23 protein-coding genes are annotated in these 19,784 nt (G+C 63.9%); 12 read left to right on the top strand and 11 right to left on the bottom strand.

From position 1 onward, the window contains the following. Positions 1–108: 108 nt before the first annotated feature. Both kynU and ARC39_RS03940 read left to right on the top strand, forming a co-directional pair. Complete coding sequence (gene kynU / locus ARC39_RS03945) at positions 109–1,302, top strand: kynureninase (protein ID WP_068110438.1); 1,194 nt, start codon at positions 109–111, stop codon at positions 1,300–1,302. Then, positions 1,299–1,784 (top strand): GNAT family N-acetyltransferase, encoded by a 486-nt coding sequence (locus ARC39_RS03940; protein WP_068110435.1) that lies wholly within the window; start codon positions 1,299–1,301, stop codon positions 1,782–1,784. The genes kynU and ARC39_RS03940 overlap by 4 nt, the downstream gene beginning before the upstream one ends. 36 nt (positions 1,785–1,820) lie before the next feature. Here the strand turns inward: ARC39_RS03940 and ARC39_RS03935 are convergent, their stop codons facing one another. Continuing rightward, positions 1,821–2,432, bottom strand: a complete 612-nt coding sequence (locus tag ARC39_RS03935) for a sulfotransferase family 2 domain-containing protein (RefSeq protein WP_161470928.1) — start codon at positions 2,430–2,432, stop codon at positions 1,821–1,823. A gap of 396 nt (positions 2,433–2,828) precedes the next feature. On the opposite strand from ARC39_RS03935, the gene cobS reads away from it, so the two are divergent. The 6 genes from cobS to ARC39_RS03905 all read left to right on the top strand — a co-directional run bounded on the left by cobS (position 2,829) and on the right by ARC39_RS03905 (position 9,512). Next, complete coding sequence (cobS, locus tag ARC39_RS03930; RefSeq protein ID WP_068110429.1) at positions 2,829–3,815, top strand: cobaltochelatase subunit CobS; 987 nt, start codon at positions 2,829–2,831, stop codon at positions 3,813–3,815. Between the two features lie 180 nt (positions 3,816–3,995). Further along, positions 3,996–4,385, top strand: coding sequence for a hypothetical protein (locus tag ARC39_RS03925; protein WP_149866303.1), 390 nt, complete (start codon positions 3,996–3,998; stop codon positions 4,383–4,385). Between the two features lie 89 nt (positions 4,386–4,474). After that, on the top strand, positions 4,475–5,185 hold the full coding sequence (locus tag ARC39_RS03920; RefSeq protein ID WP_068110422.1) for a phytochelatin synthase family protein: 711 nt from the start codon (positions 4,475–4,477) through the stop codon (positions 5,183–5,185). 125 nt (positions 5,186–5,310) lie between these two features. Next, positions 5,311–7,182, top strand: a complete 1,872-nt coding sequence (gene cobT, locus ARC39_RS03915; protein WP_068110418.1) for a cobaltochelatase subunit CobT — start codon at positions 5,311–5,313, stop codon at positions 7,180–7,182. Positions 7,183–7,281: 99 nt separating this feature from the next. After that, a complete protein-coding gene (locus ARC39_RS03910) occupies positions 7,282–9,084 on the top strand; it encodes an aminopeptidase P family protein (protein WP_068111599.1) in 1,803 nt (600 codons plus the stop codon). An 80-nt stretch (positions 9,085–9,164) separates the two neighbouring features. After that, positions 9,165–9,512 (top strand): DUF427 domain-containing protein, encoded by a 348-nt coding sequence (locus tag ARC39_RS03905; RefSeq protein WP_068110415.1) that lies wholly within the window; start codon positions 9,165–9,167, stop codon positions 9,510–9,512. Between the two features lie 109 nt (positions 9,513–9,621). Here the strand turns inward: ARC39_RS03905 and ARC39_RS03900 are convergent, their stop codons facing one another. Genes ARC39_RS03900 through ARC39_RS03880 form a run of 5 tightly spaced genes read right to left on the bottom strand, consistent with a single transcriptional unit; the run spans position 9,622 to position 11,645 of the window. Beyond that, entirely contained in the window at positions 9,622–9,804 is a 183-nt protein-coding gene (locus tag ARC39_RS03900; protein ID WP_068110411.1) for a hypothetical protein, read from the bottom strand. A 6-nt stretch (positions 9,805–9,810) separates the two neighbouring features. Next, on the bottom strand, positions 9,811–10,236 hold the full coding sequence (locus ARC39_RS03895) for a hypothetical protein (RefSeq protein ID WP_068110408.1): 426 nt from the start codon (positions 10,234–10,236) through the stop codon (positions 9,811–9,813). Positions 10,237–10,265: 29 nt separating this feature from the next. Then, positions 10,266–10,451: a hypothetical protein gene (locus tag ARC39_RS03890; RefSeq protein ID WP_236545116.1), complete on the bottom strand. Its 186-nt coding sequence runs from the start codon at positions 10,449–10,451 to the stop codon at positions 10,266–10,268. Continuing rightward, a complete protein-coding gene (locus ARC39_RS03885; RefSeq protein ID WP_068110402.1) occupies positions 10,444–11,043 on the bottom strand; it encodes a holin family protein in 600 nt (199 codons plus the stop codon). Before ARC39_RS03885 ends, ARC39_RS03890 begins: the two co-directional genes overlap by 8 nt. Next, complete coding sequence (locus ARC39_RS03880; protein ID WP_068110398.1) at positions 11,034–11,645, bottom strand: holin-associated N-acetylmuramidase; 612 nt, start codon at positions 11,643–11,645, stop codon at positions 11,034–11,036. Before ARC39_RS03880 ends, ARC39_RS03885 begins: the two co-directional genes overlap by 10 nt. Positions 11,646–11,889: 244 nt before the next feature. Between ARC39_RS03880 and ARC39_RS25795 the strand changes: the two genes are divergently transcribed. Then, the gene (locus ARC39_RS25795; RefSeq protein WP_161470927.1) at positions 11,890–12,045 is read left to right on the top strand and encodes a hypothetical protein; all 156 of its coding nucleotides are present in this window, start codon (positions 11,890–11,892) and stop codon (positions 12,043–12,045) included. Positions 12,046–12,090: 45 nt separating this feature from the next. On the opposite strand, the gene ccmE is transcribed toward ARC39_RS25795, so the two are convergent. Genes ccmE through ARC39_RS03860 form a run of 4 tightly spaced genes read right to left on the bottom strand, consistent with a single transcriptional unit; the run spans position 12,091 to position 15,388 of the window. Next, the gene (gene ccmE / locus ARC39_RS03875) at positions 12,091–12,546 is read right to left on the bottom strand and encodes a cytochrome c maturation protein CcmE (RefSeq protein ID WP_068111597.1); all 456 of its coding nucleotides are present in this window, start codon (positions 12,544–12,546) and stop codon (positions 12,091–12,093) included. A gap of 42 nt (positions 12,547–12,588) precedes the next feature. Continuing rightward, the gene (gene argC, locus ARC39_RS03870) at positions 12,589–13,617 is read right to left on the bottom strand and encodes an N-acetyl-gamma-glutamyl-phosphate reductase (protein ID WP_068110395.1); all 1,029 of its coding nucleotides are present in this window, start codon (positions 13,615–13,617) and stop codon (positions 12,589–12,591) included. A 53-nt stretch (positions 13,618–13,670) separates the two neighbouring features. Beyond that, positions 13,671–14,483, bottom strand: a complete 813-nt coding sequence (locus ARC39_RS03865; RefSeq protein WP_068110392.1) for a glutamate racemase — start codon at positions 14,481–14,483, stop codon at positions 13,671–13,673. After that, the gene (locus tag ARC39_RS03860) at positions 14,483–15,388 is read right to left on the bottom strand and encodes a lysophospholipid acyltransferase family protein (RefSeq protein WP_068110389.1); all 906 of its coding nucleotides are present in this window, start codon (positions 15,386–15,388) and stop codon (positions 14,483–14,485) included. Before ARC39_RS03860 ends, ARC39_RS03865 begins: the two co-directional genes overlap by 1 nt. Before the next feature lie 275 nt (positions 15,389–15,663). Between ARC39_RS03860 and ARC39_RS03855 the strand changes: the two genes are divergently transcribed. The 3 genes from ARC39_RS03855 (at position 15,664) to ARC39_RS03845 (ending at position 18,687) form a co-directional block, all read left to right on the top strand. After that, on the top strand, positions 15,664–16,575 hold the full coding sequence (locus ARC39_RS03855; protein WP_068110385.1) for a LysR family transcriptional regulator: 912 nt from the start codon (positions 15,664–15,666) through the stop codon (positions 16,573–16,575). A gap of 421 nt (positions 16,576–16,996) precedes the next feature. After that, positions 16,997–17,797, top strand: a complete 801-nt coding sequence (locus ARC39_RS03850; RefSeq protein WP_078059105.1) for a lytic murein transglycosylase — start codon at positions 16,997–16,999, stop codon at positions 17,795–17,797. A 23-nt stretch (positions 17,798–17,820) separates the two neighbouring features. Beyond that, positions 17,821–18,687 carry an alpha/beta fold hydrolase gene (locus ARC39_RS03845; RefSeq protein WP_068110379.1) on the top strand — a complete coding sequence of 289 codons (867 nt, stop codon included), beginning with the start codon at positions 17,821–17,823 and terminating at the stop codon, positions 18,685–18,687. A 92-nt stretch (positions 18,688–18,779) separates the two neighbouring features. Here ARC39_RS03845 and ARC39_RS03840 read toward each other — a convergent pair whose 3' ends face one another. Further along, entirely contained in the window at positions 18,780–19,601 is an 822-nt protein-coding gene (locus ARC39_RS03840; RefSeq protein ID WP_068110376.1) for an SAM-dependent methyltransferase, read from the bottom strand. Positions 19,602–19,784: the final 183 nt, after the last annotated feature.

The following is a 19,784-nucleotide window of genomic DNA, read 5'->3' as shown; positions in this document are numbered from 1 at the left end:
TCGCAGATGCACCTCCTCCCGTTGGGCCGGGCGCGCCTTCGGCGCGTGCACGTACTGGCAACCGACGCGCCGATATGCCAAGAGGCCGGGACCAGACCGGAGCCGAGGATGACAGAATTCAACTGGACCCGTGACCAGTTTCACCTGCCCGAGGGCGTCGTCTATCTCGACGGCAATTCGCTCGGGCCACTTCCGAAAGCAACGCCGGCGCGCGTGGCGCAGGTCATGCGTCCGGAATGGGAGGAATTGCTGATCGGCGGGTGGACCGCGGCCGGGTGGCACATGATGCCGGAGACCCTCGGCGACCGGATCGCCGCGCTGATCGGTGCTGAACCCGGGCACGTGGTGGTGGGAGATACTCTCTCGATCAAGATCTATCAGGCGCTTGCGGCCGCGCTCGCGCTGCGCCCGGAGCGTCGGGTTATCCTCTCCGACACCGGCAATTTCCCCTCCGACCTGTACATGGCGGAAGGGCTCGCACGGACGCTGGGCAACGGCACGCGACTCGTGACCGTGGCGCCAGAGGAAGTGGCCGGAGCGCTCACCGAAGAGGTCGCCGTGCTGATGCTGACCGAGGTGGACTACCGCACCGGCAGGCGGCATGACATGACCGCATTGACTGACGCGGCACATGAGGTCGGCGCTCTAACCCTCTGGGATCTGGCGCATTCCTTCGGCGCCTTGCCCGTCGACCTTGCGGCAGCGGGGGCCGACTTTGCCGCCGGGTGCACCTACAAATATATCAACGCGGGCCCGGGAGCCCCAGCCTTTGTGTATGTCGCGCCCGCACATGCCAATGCCGCCGGAACCGCGTTGCAGGGTTGGCAGGGGCATGCCGCACCTTTCGACTTCGATCTTGCCTACCGCCCGGCCAACCAGATCGCCCGGATGCGTGTCGGCACCCCGCCGGTGTTGCAACTGGCCGCGCTGGAGGCAGCACTCGACATTTGGGAGAAGGTGGATATCGCCGATGTCCGGACCCGTTCCATCGCGCTGTCCGAGAGATTCATCGCAGGCGTCGAGGCGACCTGCCCGCAGCTGCGCCTCGCCTCTCCGCGCGATCCGGACCGCCGGGGCTCGCAGGTTTCGTTCCACTTCGAGGACGGATACGCGGCGATGCAGGCGCTGATCGCCCGCGGCGTGATCGGGGACTTCCGGGCACCGGACATCATGCGCTTCGGCTTCACGCCCCTCTATGTCGGGGAGGCTGAGGTGGACCGCGCCATTGCCACGTTGGCGGAAATCATGGCCGGCCGCCTTTGGGACAGGCCGGAATTCAAGGTGAAGGCAATGATCACATGAACTGGCAAATCCGCCTCGGCAGCGCGGCCGATGCTGCCGCCTGCCACGCAATCTATGTCGATGCGGTCCGCAATGGCACGGCGCCGCTCTATACGCCCGAACAGGCGCGCGCCTGGGCGCCGAGCGACACACTCGAAGACTGGATGCCGCCGCGGCTGGCCGCGGGCGTCACCTGGGTCGCCGAGGACAGCGGAGACGCGGCGGGTTTTCTGACGGTCACGCCAGAAGGCCATCTCGATTTCTTCTTCGTACGTCCGCCCTGGCATGGCTCCGGCATTGCCGCTGCCCTTTATGGCGAAATGTCCGGCTGGGCCGCCACGCGCGGCCTCAGTCACATGACGACCTTCGCTAGCCACCTGTGCCGCCGGTTTCTGGAGCCCCGCGGCTGGGAGGTGATCGCCGGCGAGACCGTGCAACGCAACGGGCAGGAACTGGAGCGCTGGAAGATGGAATGGCACGCCCCGCAAGCACGGTCGGCCTAGCGCGTCGGGCAACAAACCTACAACGGCTGCCGGAGATCACGCATGCCGATCATACCCGAGGCAACGAAAGTCCTTGGCATAGCGATAACGGATGATCAGGCGGCTTAGCCACGACAGACGCAATTTCGCGCTCGACTTGCGGGACTTGTTCACGTGGGGCAACGCATGGGCCTCGCCGATGGTTCGTTGGAAGATCCTCGGCATTTCATCCGCAATGTCCTCGAAGCGAATCACCGCATCCACAAGCAGCTCACCGTCCCGCGAATAAATGTATCGTGTCTGGGGAATGAGATGCCGAACACGGTCCGCGTAGTCGTTTCGCAGCGGACGCAACAGGAAAAGCCACAACGGCACCTTTGCGCCACGGTACCTGTATTCAGACAGAAGCCGATCGTAGGGATTTCGAACAATCGCAAACTTGAAAAAACTCTCGAACTCTTCCCGCGAAAGATATCGCTCGGCGTATTCGTCAGCATAAAGATGCGCCAACCGCTCCGGACCCTGCGCGGGGTCCGCGTTGCGCCTGAGAAGAAGCGGCGCACGGCTTTCCCAGTCAAGCCCGTGAGCTTTCAGGAAAACGCACTCGACACTCTGCCCGCCTGTCTTGGGGATATGCACGAAGACCGTTTTGTATCTTCTGGATATCATCACCGGAGACTCGGCGGTTGGCATACCCCTGTCAATGCTGTGTCACGCCGGATCATTCGAACTGTCTCGATTGGTCCACAGCGATATCCGCACCTGTGGCCGATCCTTGCGTGCCGTTTCCGGTGTCGGCCTACCCGCCGATGCCAGATGGAGAAATCCTTCGCCATACCTCGTGGCAAACGCACAGGAAGGCGGACCAGCGGTCGGCAACCTTCGAACGGGACACCGGGCACCGATGCGCCACAACCGCACCTTATGTGGCGGTACCCGTCGTCACCCTGCGGCAGCATCGGGCTCGTGACCGAGGCCACCCTTGCGCCCTGCCCCGATATGGTGCATCCCCGGCGTCGGCTCCGTCCGATGCGGGGCGGGTGAGGTATTTCGAGGAACAGCGCCATGGCAGCCACCCAAGTCGACCCGAAAGCGAAACCCACCGAGGAAATCTCGGTGCGCGATGTCTTCGGCATCGACACCGACATGGTGGTGAAGGGCTTCGCGGAGGCGACGGACCGCGTGCCGGAAATAGACGCCACCTACAAGTTCGACCCCGACACCACGCTGGCGATCCTCGCGGGCTTTAGCCACAACCGGCGGGTGATGATCCAGGGCTATCACGGCACCGGCAAATCGACCCACATCGAGCAGGTGGCGGCACGATTGAACTGGCCCGCAGCACGGGTGAACCTCGACAGCCATATTTCCCGGATCGACCTGATCGGCAAGGACGCAATCAAGCTGCGTGACGGCAAGCAGGTGACCGAGTTTCACGAGGGCATCCTGCCCTGGGCGCTCCGCAACCCGGTGGCCATCGTCTTCGACGAATACGACGCCGGCCGCGCCGATGTTATGTTCGTCATCCAGCGGGTGCTGGAACATGACGGCAAGCTTACCCTACTCGACCAGAATGAGATCATCACCCCGCACCCGAGCTTCCGCCTCTTCGCCACCGCCAACACGGTTGGCCTGGGCGACACCACAGGCCTCTATCACGGGGTGCAGCAGATCAACCAGGCGCAGATGGACCGCTGGTCGCTCGTGGCGACGCTGAACTACCTCAGCCACGACGCGGAGACGATGATCGTGCTCAGCAAGACGCCGCATTTCAACAATGAGAAGGGGCGGAAGATCGTCAGCCAGATGGTGACGGTCGCCGACCTGACCCGCACCGCCTTCATGAACGGCGAACTCAGCACCGTGATGTCCCCCAGAACGGTCATCAACTGGGCGGAAAACACGCGGATCTTCCATTCCGTCGGCTACGCGTTCCGCCTGACCTTCCTCAACAAGTGTGACGAGTTGGAGCGGCAGACGGTTGCAGAGTTCTACCAGCGCTGTTTCGACGAGGAACTCCCCGAAAGCGCGGTGAGCGCGGCGCTCGTCTAACCGTCGGCCACCGCGCCGAACGACCCGCTCTCAAGATACCAGACGGCCAACTCGCCCTTTGTCGCCCCGCCGATCCGTTCGGACGGGGCGCATCCTGTTGCCCACGCAAATGTGCAACGCCACCAATTGTTCACAAAGTGACCTATTTTTAAGCGGAACAAATCGTGTAACGATTGTTTTGTGATCAGATTATTTACGATTGTCGCCGCACTTCACCTCTGCTCCACCGCAGGCGCAGGACGGGCAGCTGCGACGTATCCCGCTGATCTCGTTCAGGCTTTCGCCTCCTGTGCAGGGCGCTATTCCGCCGAGATGCACCACCAATGGTTGCTCGCCGACCCACGCGCTTCCGAAACCGAAACCGAGCGCGCTGCAATGATCGATCTGCTGGAGGCGGCGATGCCGGAGGACGCCGGTCCGCACGTGTTGGCACAGCGAACAGCCGCGCGGCAGGCGCATTCCGCTCTTCTGAGCCGCGCCGCATTCTACCGCGATGCCCGTGCAGCCGCCTGGGCACGCCGGCGCGCCGAGAGCGAGATGTCCTATTGCCGGGGACTCATGGCATTCTAACGGGCGCATTGCCCGAATCCGCCCCGGCCCGTAGCATTCGCTGATACGCGAACACGGCAAATCAACGCTGCATTTCACGGGAGGATTTCATGAAATTCCTGATACCGGGCTTGTTCGGCCTCGCCGTCCTGCCCCTGACCCCCGCTTTTTCCGAGACATTGCCATTGCCTCAGAGCCTCATTGCGCTCAACAGCACTGAGGGGCAGTCGCTGCTGATGGAGTCCGAGGCCCAGGCCGACTACTTCGATCTGGGCATTCACTTCACCAATCAGGTGCACCCGGCATTCTGCGGACCTGCCTCGATCGCCATGGTGCTGAACGCGATGGATGTCCCGCGCCCCGCGTCGCAGATGACGCTCGGACTGGGGCTGTTCGATCAGGAGAATGTCTTCACCCCCCAGACCGAGGAGGTGAAGCCCCGCGCCCGTATCGAGCGCGCCGGGCTGACGCTCGACGAGTTGGGCGGCATGTTCGTGGCCCACGGCGTTTCGGCCGCCCCCCATCACGCCGAGGACGGCACGCTCGACGTGTTTCGGGAGACTGCAATTGCCAGTATCGAGGACGAGGAGAGCTTCATTCTGGTCAACTACCTGCGGGCCGGGATCGGACAGGAGAAGGGCGGACACATTTCGCCGCTGGCTGCCTATGACGCCGAGACCGATCGCTTCCTGATCCTGGATGTGTCGCGCTACAAGTACCCGCCGGTCTGGGTCGAGGCCGCCACGCTCTTCGACGCGATGAACACGCCCGATAGCGACAACGACGGACGCTCGCGCGGCTACTTGCTGGTTTCCCGATAGGCAGGCCGGGCGGGTCGCGCGAAACGGGGACGGCGCCCGCCCACTTTTTTGCCGCCTGCGCATGGCCCCCGGCGTGAATGCCGCATAGACTGCGCCGACGTTCGTAGTTTTCTCCCGGTGCGCGCATGGCCCAGCAAGACAACCCCGCCGATCCCTTCAAGAAGGCGCTGACAGAAGCGACCCGGGTGATCGCCGACGATCCCGACCTGGGCGTCGTCTTTACCGTCGACCCGCCCGGGATGACCGCCGACCAGATGCGGCTGCCGCAGATCAGCCGGCGGCTCACGAAGGAGGAAGTCCTGCTGGCGCGCGGCACGGCCGATGCTTACGCGCTGAAACGCAAGTTCCACGACGATGCCGTGCATCGGCGGTACCTGCCGTCCGGCCAGATGGCACTCGATCTTTACGAGGCGATGGAGACGGCGCGTTGCGAAGCGCTCGGCGCGCGGGCGATGCCCGGCACGGCGGGCAATATCGATGCGAAGATCGCCACCGAGGCGCACCGGCGGCGTTACGATCAGATCACGCGTGCCAGCGAAGCGCCGCTGGCGGTCGCGGCGGGCTACATGATCCGGCAGCTTGCCACCGGGCGTGAGCTACCGGACGGCGCGCAGAACGTGCTGGACCTGTGGCGCGACCACCTCGAAGGGTCGGCGGCCGAGACCCTGCCGGACCTTGAAACCTGTCTGAATGACCAAGCCGCCTTTGCCCGGTTCGCACGCCAGGTGATCGACGATCTGGGCTACGGTGACCAGCTCGGCGAAGACCCCGACGAGGTCGACGACGAGGAGCAACCCGACGAGGCGGAACAGGACCCGGACGAGCCGGAGAGCAGCGGCGACGAGGATGACGCCGGCGAGCAGGACGACGAGAGCCGGCCCGAGGAAGATCAGGAACACACCGACGATCCCTCCGAAGCACAGGTCACGATGGACGACGCCGCGGAGTCGGACATGGCCGAAGAGACGGAGATGCCAGAGGGCGAGGCGCCGCTCGAGCCCCCCGCCCCGGCACCGGTTTCCGAGGCGGATCCCAATTACGAGGTATTCACCACCGAGTTCGACGAGATTATCGAGGCGACCGACCTGGCCGAACCGCCGGAGTTGGAGCGGCTGCGCGCCTATCTCGACCAGCAACTTGAGCCGCTGAAGGGCGCGGTTTCGCGACTTGCCAACAAGCTCCAGCGCCGGTTGCAGGCACAGCAGAACCGAAGCTGGGAGTTCGACCTGGAGGAAGGTATCCTCGACGCCGGCCGGCTGGCGCGCGTCGTGGCCAACCCGACCACGCCGCTGAGCTTCAAGATCGAGAAGGACACCGAGTTCCGCGACACCGTGGTGACGCTGCTACTGGACAATTCAGGCTCGATGCGCGGCCGGCCGATTTCCATCGCCGCGATCTGCGCCGACGTGCTGGCACGCACGCTGGAACGGTGCTCGGTAAAGGTCGAGATCCTCGGCTTCACCACCCGCGCCTGGAAAGGCGGGCAGAGCCGCGAACGCTGGCTCAAAGAGGGCCGCAGCCAGATTCCCGGCCGGCTGAACGACCTGCGCCACATCATCTACAAGTCGGCCGATGCGCCCTGGCGGCGCGCGCGCGACAATCTCGGCCTGATGATGAAAGAGGGGCTGCTGAAGGAAAACATCGACGGCGAGGCGCTGGAATGGGCGCATAGACGGGCGATCGTGCGGCCGGAAGCGCGCAAGATCCTCATGGTGATTTCCGACGGCGCACCGGTGGACGATTCCACGCTTTCGGTGAACCCCGCAAACTACCTGGAGAAGCACCTGCGCGACGTTATCGCGATGATCGAGAAACGCCGCCAGGTCGAGCTGATCGCCATTGGCATCGGCCACGACGTGACGCGATACTACGACCGCGCGGTGACGATTACGGATGTGGAACAGCTCGCAGGTGCCATTACCGAGCAACTCGCTGCGCTCTTCGACACCGACCCGCGGGCGCGGGCGCGTTTCGCCGGACTTCGGAAGGCAGGTTAGCGGGCAAAGCGTCGCGATGGAAACGCGCCGATGGCGCGTGCCTCCGGCGGGGATATTTTCCGACAGAAGAAACAGGGGCCGGTGTCCATGGAGAAGCGGATGTTTCAGAGTTTCGAGGTGACGACCCGCCCGCAGGACGGCCCACCGCGACTGGCTGCGCTTCGGGCGCGCATTGCGGCGATGGGGCTCGACGGCTTTCTCGTCCCGCGCGCGGACGCGTATCAGGGAGAATACGTCGCGCCCCATGACGAGCGCCTGGCCTGGCTGACCGGGTTCACGGGGTCGGCCGGATTCTGTGCCGTCCTGGCCGAGGTCGCCGGCGTTTTTGTCGACGGACGCTACCGCGTTCAGGTGCGCGCGCAGGTGGATGTCGAACATTTTGCGCCGGTGAGCTGGCCGGAAGTGTCGCTGGGCGACTGGCTTGCTGAGCAACTGCCGGACGGCGGACGGATCGGATTCGATCCGCGGCTGCACACGGTCGAGGCGATTGGCGCACTTCGGAGGAAGGGAGAGCCGGACGGATTGCAGTTTCTGGCCGTGGAGAACCCGCTCGACGCGATCTGGGCAGACGACCGCCCGGCCCCGCCCATGGGCCCGCTGCGGCTACATCCGGTGGACCTTGCCGGAGAGGAGCACGGCGACAAGCGCGCGCGTCTTGCCGCGGATCTGTCGCGGCGCGGGCTTCGCGCGGCTTTCATCGGATTGCCGGATTCCGTTGCCTGGCTGCTGAATATCCGCGGCAGCGACATTGTCCGCAACCCGGTGCCCCACGCGGTCGCGATCCTGCACGATGACGCGCGCGTCACACTCTACTGCGCGCCGGAGAAGATCTCGGACGAGGTCAGGGCTCATCTCGGCCCGAACGTGGAAACGCGCGCACCGGAGGCACTGGCAGACGGGCTGGCCGCGCTGGAGGGTCCGGTGCTGCTCGACAAGGAGAGCGCCTCGGTCTGGGTCGCCGAACAATTGGGGGACATCGACGTGGAGATGGGCCGCGATCCCTGCGTGATGCCAAAGGCCTGCAAGAACGCCGCGGAGATCGGCGGCATGCGATCGGCGCATCTGCGTGACGGCGCCGCGATGTGCCGATTCCTGGCCTGGCTAGACGCCGAGGCGCCGACCGGAACACTGAGCGAAATCATGGTCGTTGAGCGGCTGGAGGAAGAGCGGCGGCGCGACCCGCTGTTGCGCGACATCAGTTTCGAAACCATCGCCGGGGCCGGACCCCATGGCGCTATTGTGCACTACCGGGTCAGCAAGGCCACCGACCGCAGGATCTCGCCGGGCGATATCCTCTTGGTGGATTCCGGCGGGCAGTATGCCGATGGCACCACCGACATCACGCGGACGGTCGTCACCGGTCCGGTCACGGGCGAGCAGCGCGCCTGTTTCACACGCGTCTTGCAGGGGATGATCGCGATCTCGACGATCCGCTGGCCGGAGGGGCTCGCCGGGCGCGACCTCGATGCGCTGGCGCGGGCACCGCTCTGGCGTGCCGGTCAGGACTACGACCACGGCACGGGTCACGGTGTCGGTGCCTATCTGTCGGTCCACGAAGGGCCCCAGCGGCTCTCGCGCCGGTCGGAGGTGGCTCTGGAGCCCGGCATGGTGCTATCGAACGAGCCCGGTTACTACCGCGAGGACGCATTCGGCATCCGGATCGAAAACCTGATCCACGTTGTTCCAGCGCCCGCCGCGCGAGGCGGTGACATGCGCGCGATGCTCGCCTTCGAAACGCTGACCTGGGTACCCATCGACCGGCGGCTGATCGACCCGGACATGCTGAGTGCCGATGAACGGAACTGGCTCGACACCTATCACGCGGAGGTACGACAGAGGATCGGCCCTGCGCTGGAAGGGGCCGCGGCACAATGGCTGGACGCCGCCACGGCGCCGCTGTAGGTTGTGCGCTAACATTCACCCTTCACATGCGTTTCATATTCGCCGCCCATAGGGGTGGGCGCACCACTCAGGGGACCCAAATGGTTGACCACATCAAGATCCGCAAGGCCGACGGCACATGGACCGTCCGCGCCGGCGGGGCCGTCCTGGCCGAAAGCACCAACGCGCTGGAACTGACCGAAGGCGAGATGGCGCCGGTGATCTATTTTCCGCGCGCCGATATCGCCATGGCATTTCTTGAGCCGAGCGAAGAGACGACCCATTCGCCCTATTTGGGCGACGCACACTACTTCTCCATCGAAACAAAGAGCGGCACGCTGCCCAAGGCGGCTTGGTCCTACGAGACGCCGGCGGAAGGCATGGACCGGATAAAGGACCATATCGCCTTTTACACCAGCAACGCCAACGTCGCGGTAGAACGGATATAAGCCGCGACAGCTCCGGGCCAGCGCAACCTCTATCGCGGCCATCGGCGCCCCGCAGGCCCGAGCGGCCGCGGCTCAGGAGCGAGCCCGCGCTTCGCTAGAGGACACCGGTTCACGGTTCCGGCGATATCTCGCAACTCGCCAAGACTTCCTTGAGTGCGCGGTCCAGGCGGTCCGCCGCCTCTCGGTTGCGTTCCAGCGTATGCATGAACCGCCGCCCCATCAGCAGATGGAGCGCGGTGCGACGAAAGCGCGATGCCGCCGACAGCAGCCGTTCGAGAGGTGCCAGTGCCATCGCGCGCTACCCCGCCAGCGCCAGCAACAGCAGGGACAGGAGAAGCGCCCCGGAGACGGGCAGTAGGAAAGCGCCCCGGCGAAAGCCGAACGAGGTTTCGATCACCTCGAAATGCAGGACGGCTCCGGTCAGCAGGAGTGCAGACAGCAGAAGCGGGATTTCGCTACGCAGCATCCAGGTCGGAGCGCCCAACAGGCTGTGCAGCCACCACCAGCCCATCACCATTGCCGCACCGGCCCAGGAAAACGCCATCCCGAGCGAGAGCGGCGACATCCGCATGCCCCAGAGCCAGAGGAATATCGCCGAGATCATTACCGACATGATCGTCAGCGCGCCGAAGGCGATTTCGGCGGTGCCGGAGAATCCCAGGGCCAGAAAGGAGGCGTGAACTGCCGCAAGGACTGCGGCGTAGATCGATAGGGCCTGTTTCAACTGTCTGCCCTCCCCGGGGCGGCGCTGCCTCAGACGCGGTCACGTGGCAGCCTCTCTCTGATCAATGTGGTGATCTCGACGATGATTTCTGTGTTGCGGTTGAGGATGCTCCGGGTTGCGTCATCCTTTTGATGATCCCGGAACAGGAGGTAGAAAACGAGGAGCACCCACGGCCCGTGTTCGGTAACCAGGGTGATCCAAAATCCTTCAGCCACGGGCATCTTTCCACTCCGCCAGCGCGGCATTGCGGTCGATTGCCCAGGGCACGTCTGCTGCGAAATCGCCCCCGGCCGTATCGGTGGCAGATACCGTAAGGGACGCACGATCGCCGCCAGCCCCCACTTCCAGCGCCTGAAGGGAGGCAATACCGTCGCGCACCTGCGCAGCCTGTGCCAGCGTGGCCGCGATGGACCGTTGAAACTCCTGCCCCTTCGCCTGATGGCGAGCGCCGAAGTAAAACCCGACAATCGCGCCCAGCAGCCACCAGAGCGGCTCCGGTACCAGCGCGATCCCCTGCATACGGGCGGCGAACCAGATCGGGTCGACCATCGCGGTTACAAAGAGCGCCAGCGTGCCCAGAGCCATCGCCGGGCGCGGGATCCGGTTCAAGCCGTCTATCACCTGATCGAAAAGCGATTTGCGCGGCTGTGTGAATTCGGCGGCGAACTGTGCCAGCGCCGCCTGTGCCTGTAGCGCCTCGCGCGCGGCACCGGCCTCTGCATTCTCGCGGAACACCTCGACGGTTTCGGCCACCACGTTGCGTCCGCTGCCAAAGAGCGCGCCCAGCAAACCCGACATCACCCCCATGCCGCCACCCGCGCCCGATGCTGTGCGTCCGATAGATGAAACCGCGGGCTGATGAATTCCTCGGCACGCGCAATCCAGCCGCCCTTACCGCCATCGCGGCGCTGCGCGTATTTCCGGCTCGCCGGCCGTGCATCGGCAAGTGCGTAGTAGTAGTTGCGCCGCGCGATCCCGTAGGCATCCGCAAGGTGGTCGGGGGCCTTCTGCGCGGCACGCGCCGCGGCGCCGGCGGTCTGTGGTCCGATCAACCCATCTACATCAACGGGCTCGCCAAAGCTCGCCAATAGCCGCTGAAGGATCTTCACGGCATTGGAACCGGCGTTGACGTACATGTCGAAGACGCTCGCTCGAAGCGGTTCCGGCAACGCCGAGATCCGCGGTTTGTGGTAATAGTGCTGGACGAAGATCTCCACCGCCGTCGCCTGGTCGAGCTGTTGCAGATCCCCGATTGTCACCACACCATCGCTGTCCACATCGACGCCGAGGCGCCGCAAGGTCGCGTAGGTGACACCGTATTTCGTCGCCCCGCCCGGATCGTCGGGGTCATTCACGTAGCCACCCTCACGGGCGACGATCTCGGTTGCGATTGCCTCAATGTCTTTCATGGAGCCTGTTCTCCGGCGCAATTGATTGCGCAAGAGGCTCAGGCAAATCGTTTAAGAAAGTTGAAGCGGTGCGTGCGCTGTCAGAGAGAGACTTGCGGTATGGCCAGTCGCGGGTCTAATGGACGCCGTGTGACGCCCATCACATCGAAGATCCCGCCGGTTCGGTATCCCTGAGGCATGCGGTAGGAATGAGCTTCGGAACGGCCGGGGCCCCTACCACAGCGACAGTGGGAGGTCCGGCACAATGACACATTTCGATACAACCGACGGTAAGGCGACAGTCCAAAAGCCGAATACAGCGCGGGTAAACCACTCGGCGACGAAACACCAGATGCCACGTCCGGGCGTGACGCACAGCGCACCGAAAACCTGGCGCTTCACCGATTGGGCGATGATCTAGCGTACAAGATACGATTACACGCGACCGCCCGTGGCTCCGCCCAAGTCAGGAGCCGCCGCTCTCGGCGGGGTCCTGATAAACCCCTTGGTCCTTCAGGGCGTCCACCACTTCCTTGGGCATGTAGGTCTCGTCGTGGCGTGCGAGGATCTCGGTCGCTACGAAAACCCCGTCCACGAGGTTGCCGGTTCCGATCATCCCCTGCCCCTCGTCAAAAAGATCGGGCAACACGCCGGTATAGGAAACCGGCACCGAAGCCCCGCCGTCTGTAACGCTGAAGGTAATGGTTTCACCCTGCCCGCGCACAAGGGTGCCGTCCTCCACGAGCCCGCCGATGCGAAAGGTCTCACGTGCCGCCGGCGGCTCCGCCACCACGTCCGAGGGCGCGCGGAAATAGTTGATTCCATCTCTCATCGCGTAGCCGATCAGCGCCGTGCTACCGGCGAGCGCCACGAAGGCCAGCACGATCACCTGGATCCTGCGCTTCTTCTTCAGGCCCTTCATTCCCGCCATCGTTTTTCTCCTCCGTCGCTGGCCAGACCGGGCTCACGGGTAGACAGGGGCCAGCATCAGCCCCTCGGTCTCCGCGCATCCCAACATCAGGTTGGCATTCTGGATCGCCTGTCCGGACGATCCCTTGGTCAGGTTGTCAAGTGCGGCATAGACCGTCGCGCGCCCTGCGGCGCGCTCCTCCACCACACCGATGTGCACGAAATTACTCGCCCGCACATGTTTCGCCGCCGGCACCTCGCCCATGGGCAGGACGACAACGAACGGCTCCGCCGCGTAGGCCGCCGCAAGGGTCGCATGGATCTCGGCCGCATTCCCGCTGACGTAGCTCGCCGCTAGAATACCCCGGTTCGCCGGCAGCAACGTGGGCGTGAATTGCACTTCCACCCGGCGCCCCGCGGCCTTGGAAAACTCCTGGTCGAACTCGCCAAGGTGCCGGTGCTTTCCGCCTGTCGAATAAGCGTGCCAGTTCTCCGACAATTCCGCATGGAGCAAGTTTTCCTTGAGCGATCTGCCGGCCCCGCTCACCCCCACCTTCATGTCGATGACGATCGCGTCGAGGTCGATCACGCCAGCCCTGACAAGCGGCAACAGCGAGAACAACCCAGTCGCGGCATTGCACCCGGTCCCAGCCACCAACCGGGCGCCCCCGATCTCGTCCCGGTAAAACTCGGTCAGGCCATAAACGGCCTCCTTCTGTAAATCCGGTGCCGAATGCGGCTTGCCGTACCACTTCTCGTACTCCGCCGGATCACGCAGCCGGAAATCGGCAGAGAGATCCACCACCTTCACGCTGCGCGGCAATCCGGAGATAACGGCCTGGCTCGTGGCATGCGGCAACGCGCAAAAGCACAGGTCGATAGCGGCGAAATCCAGTTCTTCGATTCTCTGCAATCGTGGAAGGTCCAAATGCCGCAAATGCGGATAGACCGCCGCCATTTCCATGCCGGCCTTTCGGTCGGCCGACAGCGCACGCACCGTCATGCCCGGATGCGTGGCGATCAGCCGGGCGAGCTCGGCGCCGGTGTAGCCGGACGCTCCAAGAATGGCGACGGAATGGGTCATGACCAGCCCTTCATATTGCGGATATAGGATGTGTTAAAGATCAGTCACGGACCTCAAGCTGCCGCGAACTCGATCTTTCGTCGCAGGAACTGTGTTGCGCGTCGCGAAACGACACGCGGATCGCCCGTGGTCAGAAACACGGCCTCCTCTCCCGGTCCGCGCATTTTCGGATGCCGGTCGAGATAGTCGGCAAGGCTTTCGGCAACGAGACTCGCCTGTGAATAGACCTGTACGTCCGGTCCGAGCGCGTCGCGGAACACATCCTCCATCAACGGGTAATGGGTGCAGCCAAGGATCGCGGCTTCGGGCACGGGCATCTTGCGCTTGAGCGCATCCACATGACTGCGCACCAGCGCTTCTGCCAGGATCAGGTCGCCCTCTTCGATCGCGTCGACGACGCCTCCGCAAGCCTGCGCCTCGACATCGACGCCGATCGCACGGAATGCCAGTTCCCGTTGGAAGGCCCGGCTCGAAACCGTCGCAGGCGTGGCAAAGAGAGCCACGTGTTTCACGGCGACTTCCCGCGGCGGCGAATTGTCTCCCCACTGCCGCTCGGTCAACGCCTCGATCAGCGGTACGAAAACGCCCAGCACCCGCTTCTCCGGCGGGATCCAGACTTCCTGCATCCGGCGCAGGGCGGCCGCGGAAGCCGTGTTGCAGGCCAAGATCACCAGATCGCAGCCCTCGTCCCACATGCGCTCCACGCCGGCCGTGGTGAGCGCATAGACGTCTTCGGCGTCGCGCACGCCGTAGGGCGTATGGGCGTTGTCACCGAAATAAACGAAGGGCACGTCAGGTAGCCGCTTGGCCACTGCATCCAGCACCGTCAGCCCACCAAGCCCGCTGTCGAATATCCCTACAGCCATCAGTAAATCCGCATGCCTTTCTCGCCCTTTTCGTCCCGATACTTGTCATCGAATTCAAAGCCGTAGTCGAGCGACTTGAGTGGCTTCGGCGACAGGGCATAGGTCTCGGCGCGCAGAAAGTCCATCATTGCCTTGGCATCGTTGCCTCGCCTGTCCAATTCCGACCGTGGGATCGGCGTGCCAATCGCAACTCGCACGGGTTCGTCCACCCGCTTTCGGAACTCCTTGATCAGAAGCGCCAGCCGCAAGGTAGAGTGCAAATGGCTCGCGAACTGAAACAGCCGGCTGTTGTGCCCCTCGAAGAAAATCGGGACGACGGCCGCATCCGACTTCGCCACCATGCGCGCGGTGAAACTGCGCCAACCGGGGTCCATCGGCCGCGTGAATGGCCTCGCCGCCGTCGAAACCGTGCCCCCCGGAAACACGCCGATCGCGCCGCCACCGGCGAGATACTCCACAGCGATCTTTCGGGTTGCAAGGTTTTCGCGCATCGCCTCCTTCGTTTCCTCGAAGGAGATCGGCAGGATTACCTTGTCCAGATCCTCCGCCTTGCGGAACACGCTGTTGGCAAGAATGCGGAAATCGCCACGCACGATGCTGAGGATGTGCCCCATCATCAAACCGTCGAGAATGCCATACGGATGGTTGGCAATCACGATCAGGGGCCCGTCGCCCGGGATGTTGTCGAGGCTGCCGGCGACCACGTCCAGGCTCAACCCGTAGCGGGCCACCATCACGCCCCAGAAATTCTTGCCCTGGGCAACTTCTTGCTCGTAGCCCTCGGCGCGCCGGATCAGCCCGATCCGCCCGGTCGCATTCTCCAGAACCCGCACCACGGCCCGCCCGCCCCGCGACCGGACGCTTGTTGCATAGCTTATGTCGCGTGCGACATGGCGGTTGGACATTACCAGGGCTCCATCGTGACGAATACGCCGCGCGCGACGAAGGAACACCCGGCGATGGCAGTCAATATAGGAAACTCCCCAAGTCATTGGGAGAGGAAACGACGGGCCTCGGGAACCGATCCGCAGCAGCTCGTTGCCAGACTGCGGCGGTGAGTAGATTTTTCTGGCAAGGGGGATATGATCCTGCCGCAGGGCATGGCAAGAGGCGCCAAAGCGCTTGCGTGTGATCGCAAACAGAACATCGCCGACAATCGAGCCAACACGGGTACGCGACAATGGATTGGGACAAGCTGAGAATATTTCACGCGGTGGCTTCGGCAGGCAGCCTCACGCATGCCGGCGATTCCCTGCACCTCAGCCAGTCGGCGGTCTCACGGCAAATCCGGGCGCTCGAGGAAAGCCTCAACACGACCCTGTTTCACCGCCACGCCCGTGGCTTGATCCTGACCGAGCAAGGAGAGCTGCTGTTTGAAGCGACGCGCTCCATGAGCAAACGGCTTGAGGCTGCGTCGGCCAGAATCCGCGACAGCGAGGAAGAGGTCTTCGGCGAGCTTCGCGTCACCACCGCTCACGGATTCGGCTCGCTGTGGTTGGCGCCGCGCCTTGAGAAGCTCTATTCGAAGTACCCCGATCTCAATATCGACCTGATGCTGGAGGAGCGTGTTCTCGACCTGCCCATGCGCGAAGCAGATGTTGCTATCCGCATGAAAGAGCCCTCCCAGGCGGACCTGATCCGAAAGCGCCTGATGACCGTTCGGATGCGCCTCTATGCGTCGCGCACCTATCTGGAGCGCTACGGCACCCCGCAAACGCCTGACGACATGCATGACCACAGGTTGATCTGCCAGGGCACGTCCTCCACCCAGGTTGCGGCTGGCGCTTCCATGGTCCAGTGGCTGCTCGGGCACGACATCACCTCGCGCCTCAACGTCAACAACTACTTCGGCGTGCTGCAGTGCGTAAAAAACCACCTCGGAATCGGCGTGCTGCCCGATTACATCGTCGAATCCGAGCCCGATCTCGTGCGCGTCCTGCCGGATGTGGAAAGCGCCGAGGTCCCGGTCTTCCTCGCCTACCCGGAAGAACTGCGGCAATCCAAGAGGATAGCGGCCTTCCGCGACTTTGTTGTCGAAGAAATCCAGCTGCACAGGCGGCACCTGGAAGCCCATCCGCCCGCGGAAGCCTAGGTTTTAATCTCCGGGCAATCTCGTTGCACATGCACCACAGGAATGCCTGCCATTTGCACTTGCGGCAATTTTAGACTTGAACCGGACCGTTCAGATTTCTAAATCCGATCTATCGGCGGGTACAATGTACTTGCCTTTACCTCCCTGTTGGACTTGGGCCGAGACTTGTTCTCGGCCTTTTTTTTGGCTTCGGCGGACGTGCTCAAGAATCGGGAGTCGACCGGGTTGCACCATGGCCACGAGCGGGCCATGACCGGGCCTGAGCCGGTGTTCCCCGTGCCGCCCCCTCGCCAATTGCTGCGACACGCCGGCAACAGCCCGACCAGCTCTGATATGTTCGTCTCCATACATTGACAGCAACCTTGGTACAGCAACCGCGCTTGCGGTAGTTTCGGATGAAATGCACCTGGAGGAACTGCCGATGCGCCGCCTTGTCACCACTCTGTTTTGTGCTGTCGCACTGCTGTCCGGCACGCCGGGCTTCGCGGCAAACTGCGGTAATTCCGCAGGCGGCTTCCCCGCGTGGAAACAGGAATTCGCCAAGGAGGCCGCGCGTCAGGGTATCGGCCAGCGAGGGCTAGCGGCACTGGCCAACACCCAATACGCCCAGTCCACGATCAATGCCGACCGTGGCCAGAAGAGCTTCAAGCTCAGCTACGAGCAATTCTGCCAGAAGCGCGGCTGCAACGTGATCGTCTCGCAAGGTAAGAAGCGCAAGGCGCAGAACCCGGCCTTCTACCAGTCGTTGGAGAATCGCTACGGCGTGCCGTCCGGCGTCATTATCGCGATCCACGGAATGGAGACCGGCTTCGGCCGCTTCATGGGCAATTCCAACGTGCTCAGCGCCACCGCGACGCTGGCCTACGATTGCCGGCGGCCGCATTTCTTCCAGCCGCATCTGCTCAGCGCTTTGGTCATGATCGACCGGGGCATGATGTCTCCCAATGCCATCGGGGCCAAGCACGGCGAGCTGGGGCACACCCAGTTCCTGCCGGGCAATGCCCTGCGCTACGGCCAGGACGGCAACGGCGACGGCCGCGTCGATTTCAACAACATGACCGACGCCCTCGCCTCCACCGCCAACTATTTGCGCATGAAGGGCTGGGCGCCGGGTCAGAGCTACCAGCCAGGCAGCCGCAACTACAATGTGCTCAAGGAATGGAATGCGGCATCCGTCTACCAGCAGTCGCTGGCCGTCATGGGGGCGCAGATCGACGGTTGACCGGCGTCGCAGGAGATTTCCACATGCCAGGACAAATACAGGCCGGCGGCATCCAGCTCGGTTGCCGCATCTGGGGCGACGGCCCGGTGACGGTTGTCTTCATCCACGGGAATCTTGCCAGCAAGGACTGGATCGAACTCGCCGCCCGCCATTTTCCGTCCGATCTGCGCGTGATCGGCATCGACTGGCGCGGCTGCGGCGACAGCGAGAAGCCGACCGCGACCGCGGATTTCTCCAATTACTCCATGCAGCAGCACGCGGAGGACATGCTCGCAGCGCTGGATGCGCTCGGCATCGCGCGCTGCCACCTCGCGACCCACTCCACCGGCGGTTTCATCGCCAACCGGATGCAGCTTGCTCAGCCAGACCGCTTCGGCCGCATCCTGTCGTTGGATCCGGTTTCCCCCTTCGGCTTGCCGTTCGAAGAGGCGGCGCTGGAGGTTTTCCGCACCATGCAAGCCGATGCGACCCTGACCCGCGCGGTCATGGCGGGTGTTGCGCCCACGCTCTTTGATCCCGACAGTCTGGGTCTTGGGAAGACCCCGATCTATCGCGCCCCGGACGCCGACTCGGCCGCGCTTTACGACCGCCTCCTCGCGCAGACGCAGCAATGCGCCGACGGCATCTGGCTTGGAACGCCTTTTCACCTGTCCGCCGAACACGACGCCGGCGAGGTCGCGGCCCGCATGTCCGAACTTACCCATGAAACCCTCGTCCTGTGGGGCGAATGGGATGGGATCATCCCGCTTTCCCACATGCAGACGATGGTCGAGCGCCTGCCCGCCTGCCGTCTGGTTCGCCTGCCAGAGATCGGCCACTCAATGAACGTCGAGGCGCCCGCCCTCTACGCAGGCTACGTCGGCGCCATGTTCAGCGGCGCCGTGCTCTGAGTCGCGGCATACCTTCTCAGGCACGGCAATTGGTCAATCGAAAGTGAGCTGTACCGGCGGGCAGAGGGTCCCGCCCACCGACACCGGCTGACCTATGCATGTGCAACCAGTGCAAAGGGCCGTCCTCCGCCGGCCCATGGTTGCCCGCTCACCGCATCGCGCGCCGGCTCACTTCGGAACCCCGCGGCTTCCAGCGCCTGCGTCAACGCCTCCGGCGAGAGATATTGCAGCCAGGTATCGACCTGCCGCTGCCGGTGCGGCTCCACGATCAAGTACCGGTCGAGTGCGGTCGAGTGCTCCGGGTAGAGGTACGTCCGCCGCAGCCCCACGTAGTCGCCCGCCGCCCAGAATCCGTCCATCAGCCGCAAGGCAACCTCGCTGTCCTCTTCGCGTGTCTCGAACTGAGCGGGAGGAAAGGCATCCAGCACAAATGTGCCACCGGGCGCCAATGCCCCGCGCACCTTGGCGAACAACCGTCCCCGCTGCGCAGGCGAGAGCGCGCAGACATCGCCGTAGATCAATGTGGCGACATCCGTTCCGGGCAATGGGTCATCCAGGTAATTCGCGCACCGAAAGGTCCCCACGGGGCACGCCACCCGTCGCGCGTGATCGAGCGCGATCTCTGACAGGTCCAGCCCCGTCACGTCCGCACCGGCTGCCGCGAAATGCGCCGCATAGAGGCCCGGCCCGCAGCCCAGATCCGTTAGCCGCTTGCCGCGCAGATCCAGATCGTCGGCGATCCATCCCGCCATTTCGGCAATTTCCGCATGCGGCCGGGACGCAATCCCGTGCCCCGGCTCCAGATGCAGTGCCAGCATTTGCCGCGCCACATGCGGGTCCGCCCAAAGAGCCGCGGTATCCGCCCCGTCAAATATCCCGGGGCGCTTCGTGAAAAACTCTAGAGTGTCGAACATCGTCTGTCCTAACTGCGGATCGCCTCGGCGTATCCGCGAAATCCAATAGGAAACCTGGCAGGGGCATGCCCCGCCTATTCGCCGGAACAGCTTCCGGATCTATGTGGACCAGACGTTTGTAAGTACCCCCGGCCTACCGCGACAGCGCGCCCCTGGCAACCGCCCCTTCCCCTTTCCGCCCGC

The sequence above is a fragment of the Tropicimonas marinistellae genome, from assembly GCF_001509585.1.
Taxonomy (GTDB): domain Bacteria; phylum Pseudomonadota; class Alphaproteobacteria; order Rhodobacterales; family Rhodobacteraceae; genus Tropicimonas; species Tropicimonas marinistellae.
This window is presented reverse-complemented; position numbering and strand designations above follow the sequence as displayed.

Bases quoted from the DNA above. Each gene is read 5' to 3' on its own strand.
- ARC39_RS03905 (WP_068110415.1), top strand. From the start codon at position 9,165: ATGGTTGACCACATCAAGATCCGCAAGGCCGACGGCACATGGACCGTC.
- ARC39_RS03920 (WP_068110422.1), top strand. From the start codon at position 4,475: ATGAAATTCCTGATACCGGGCTTGTTCGGCCTCGCCGTCCTGCCCCTG.
- ARC39_RS03850 (WP_078059105.1), top strand. From the start codon at position 16,997: ATGCGCCGCCTTGTCACCACTCTGTTTTGTGCTGTCGCACTGCTGTCC.
- cobS (WP_068110429.1), top strand. From the start codon at position 2,829: ATGGCAGCCACCCAAGTCGACCCGAAAGCGAAACCCACCGAGGAAATC.
- ARC39_RS03900 (WP_068110411.1), bottom strand. From the start codon at position 9,804: ATGGCACTGGCACCTCTCGAACGGCTGCTGTCGGCGGCATCGCGCTTT.
- kynU (WP_068110438.1), top strand. From the start codon at position 109: ATGACAGAATTCAACTGGACCCGTGACCAGTTTCACCTGCCCGAGGGC.
- cobT (WP_068110418.1), top strand. From the start codon at position 5,311: ATGGCCCAGCAAGACAACCCCGCCGATCCCTTCAAGAAGGCGCTGACA.
- argC (WP_068110395.1), bottom strand. From the start codon at position 13,617: ATGACCCATTCCGTCGCCATTCTTGGAGCGTCCGGCTACACCGGCGCC.
- ARC39_RS03885 (WP_068110402.1), bottom strand. From the start codon at position 11,043: ATGGGGGTGATGTCGGGTTTGCTGGGCGCGCTCTTTGGCAGCGGACGC.
- ARC39_RS03880 (WP_068110398.1), bottom strand. From the start codon at position 11,645: ATGAAAGACATTGAGGCAATCGCAACCGAGATCGTCGCCCGTGAGGGT.
- ARC39_RS03840 (WP_068110376.1), bottom strand. From the start codon at position 19,601: ATGTTCGACACTCTAGAGTTTTTCACGAAGCGCCCCGGGATATTTGAC.
- ARC39_RS25795 (WP_161470927.1), top strand. From the start codon at position 11,890: ATGACACATTTCGATACAACCGACGGTAAGGCGACAGTCCAAAAGCCG.
- ARC39_RS03855 (WP_068110385.1), top strand. From the start codon at position 15,664: ATGGATTGGGACAAGCTGAGAATATTTCACGCGGTGGCTTCGGCAGGC.
- ARC39_RS03935 (WP_161470928.1), bottom strand. From the start codon at position 2,432: ATGATATCCAGAAGATACAAAACGGTCTTCGTGCATATCCCCAAGACA.
- ccmE (WP_068111597.1), bottom strand. From the start codon at position 12,546: ATGAAGGGCCTGAAGAAGAAGCGCAGGATCCAGGTGATCGTGCTGGCC.
- ARC39_RS03865 (WP_068110392.1), bottom strand. From the start codon at position 14,483: ATGGCTGTAGGGATATTCGACAGCGGGCTTGGTGGGCTGACGGTGCTG.
- ARC39_RS03845 (WP_068110379.1), top strand. From the start codon at position 17,821: ATGCCAGGACAAATACAGGCCGGCGGCATCCAGCTCGGTTGCCGCATC.
- ARC39_RS03910 (WP_068111599.1), top strand. From the start codon at position 7,282: ATGTTTCAGAGTTTCGAGGTGACGACCCGCCCGCAGGACGGCCCACCG.
- ARC39_RS03860 (WP_068110389.1), bottom strand. From the start codon at position 15,388: ATGTCCAACCGCCATGTCGCACGCGACATAAGCTATGCAACAAGCGTC.
- ARC39_RS03940 (WP_068110435.1), top strand. From the start codon at position 1,299: ATGAACTGGCAAATCCGCCTCGGCAGCGCGGCCGATGCTGCCGCCTGC.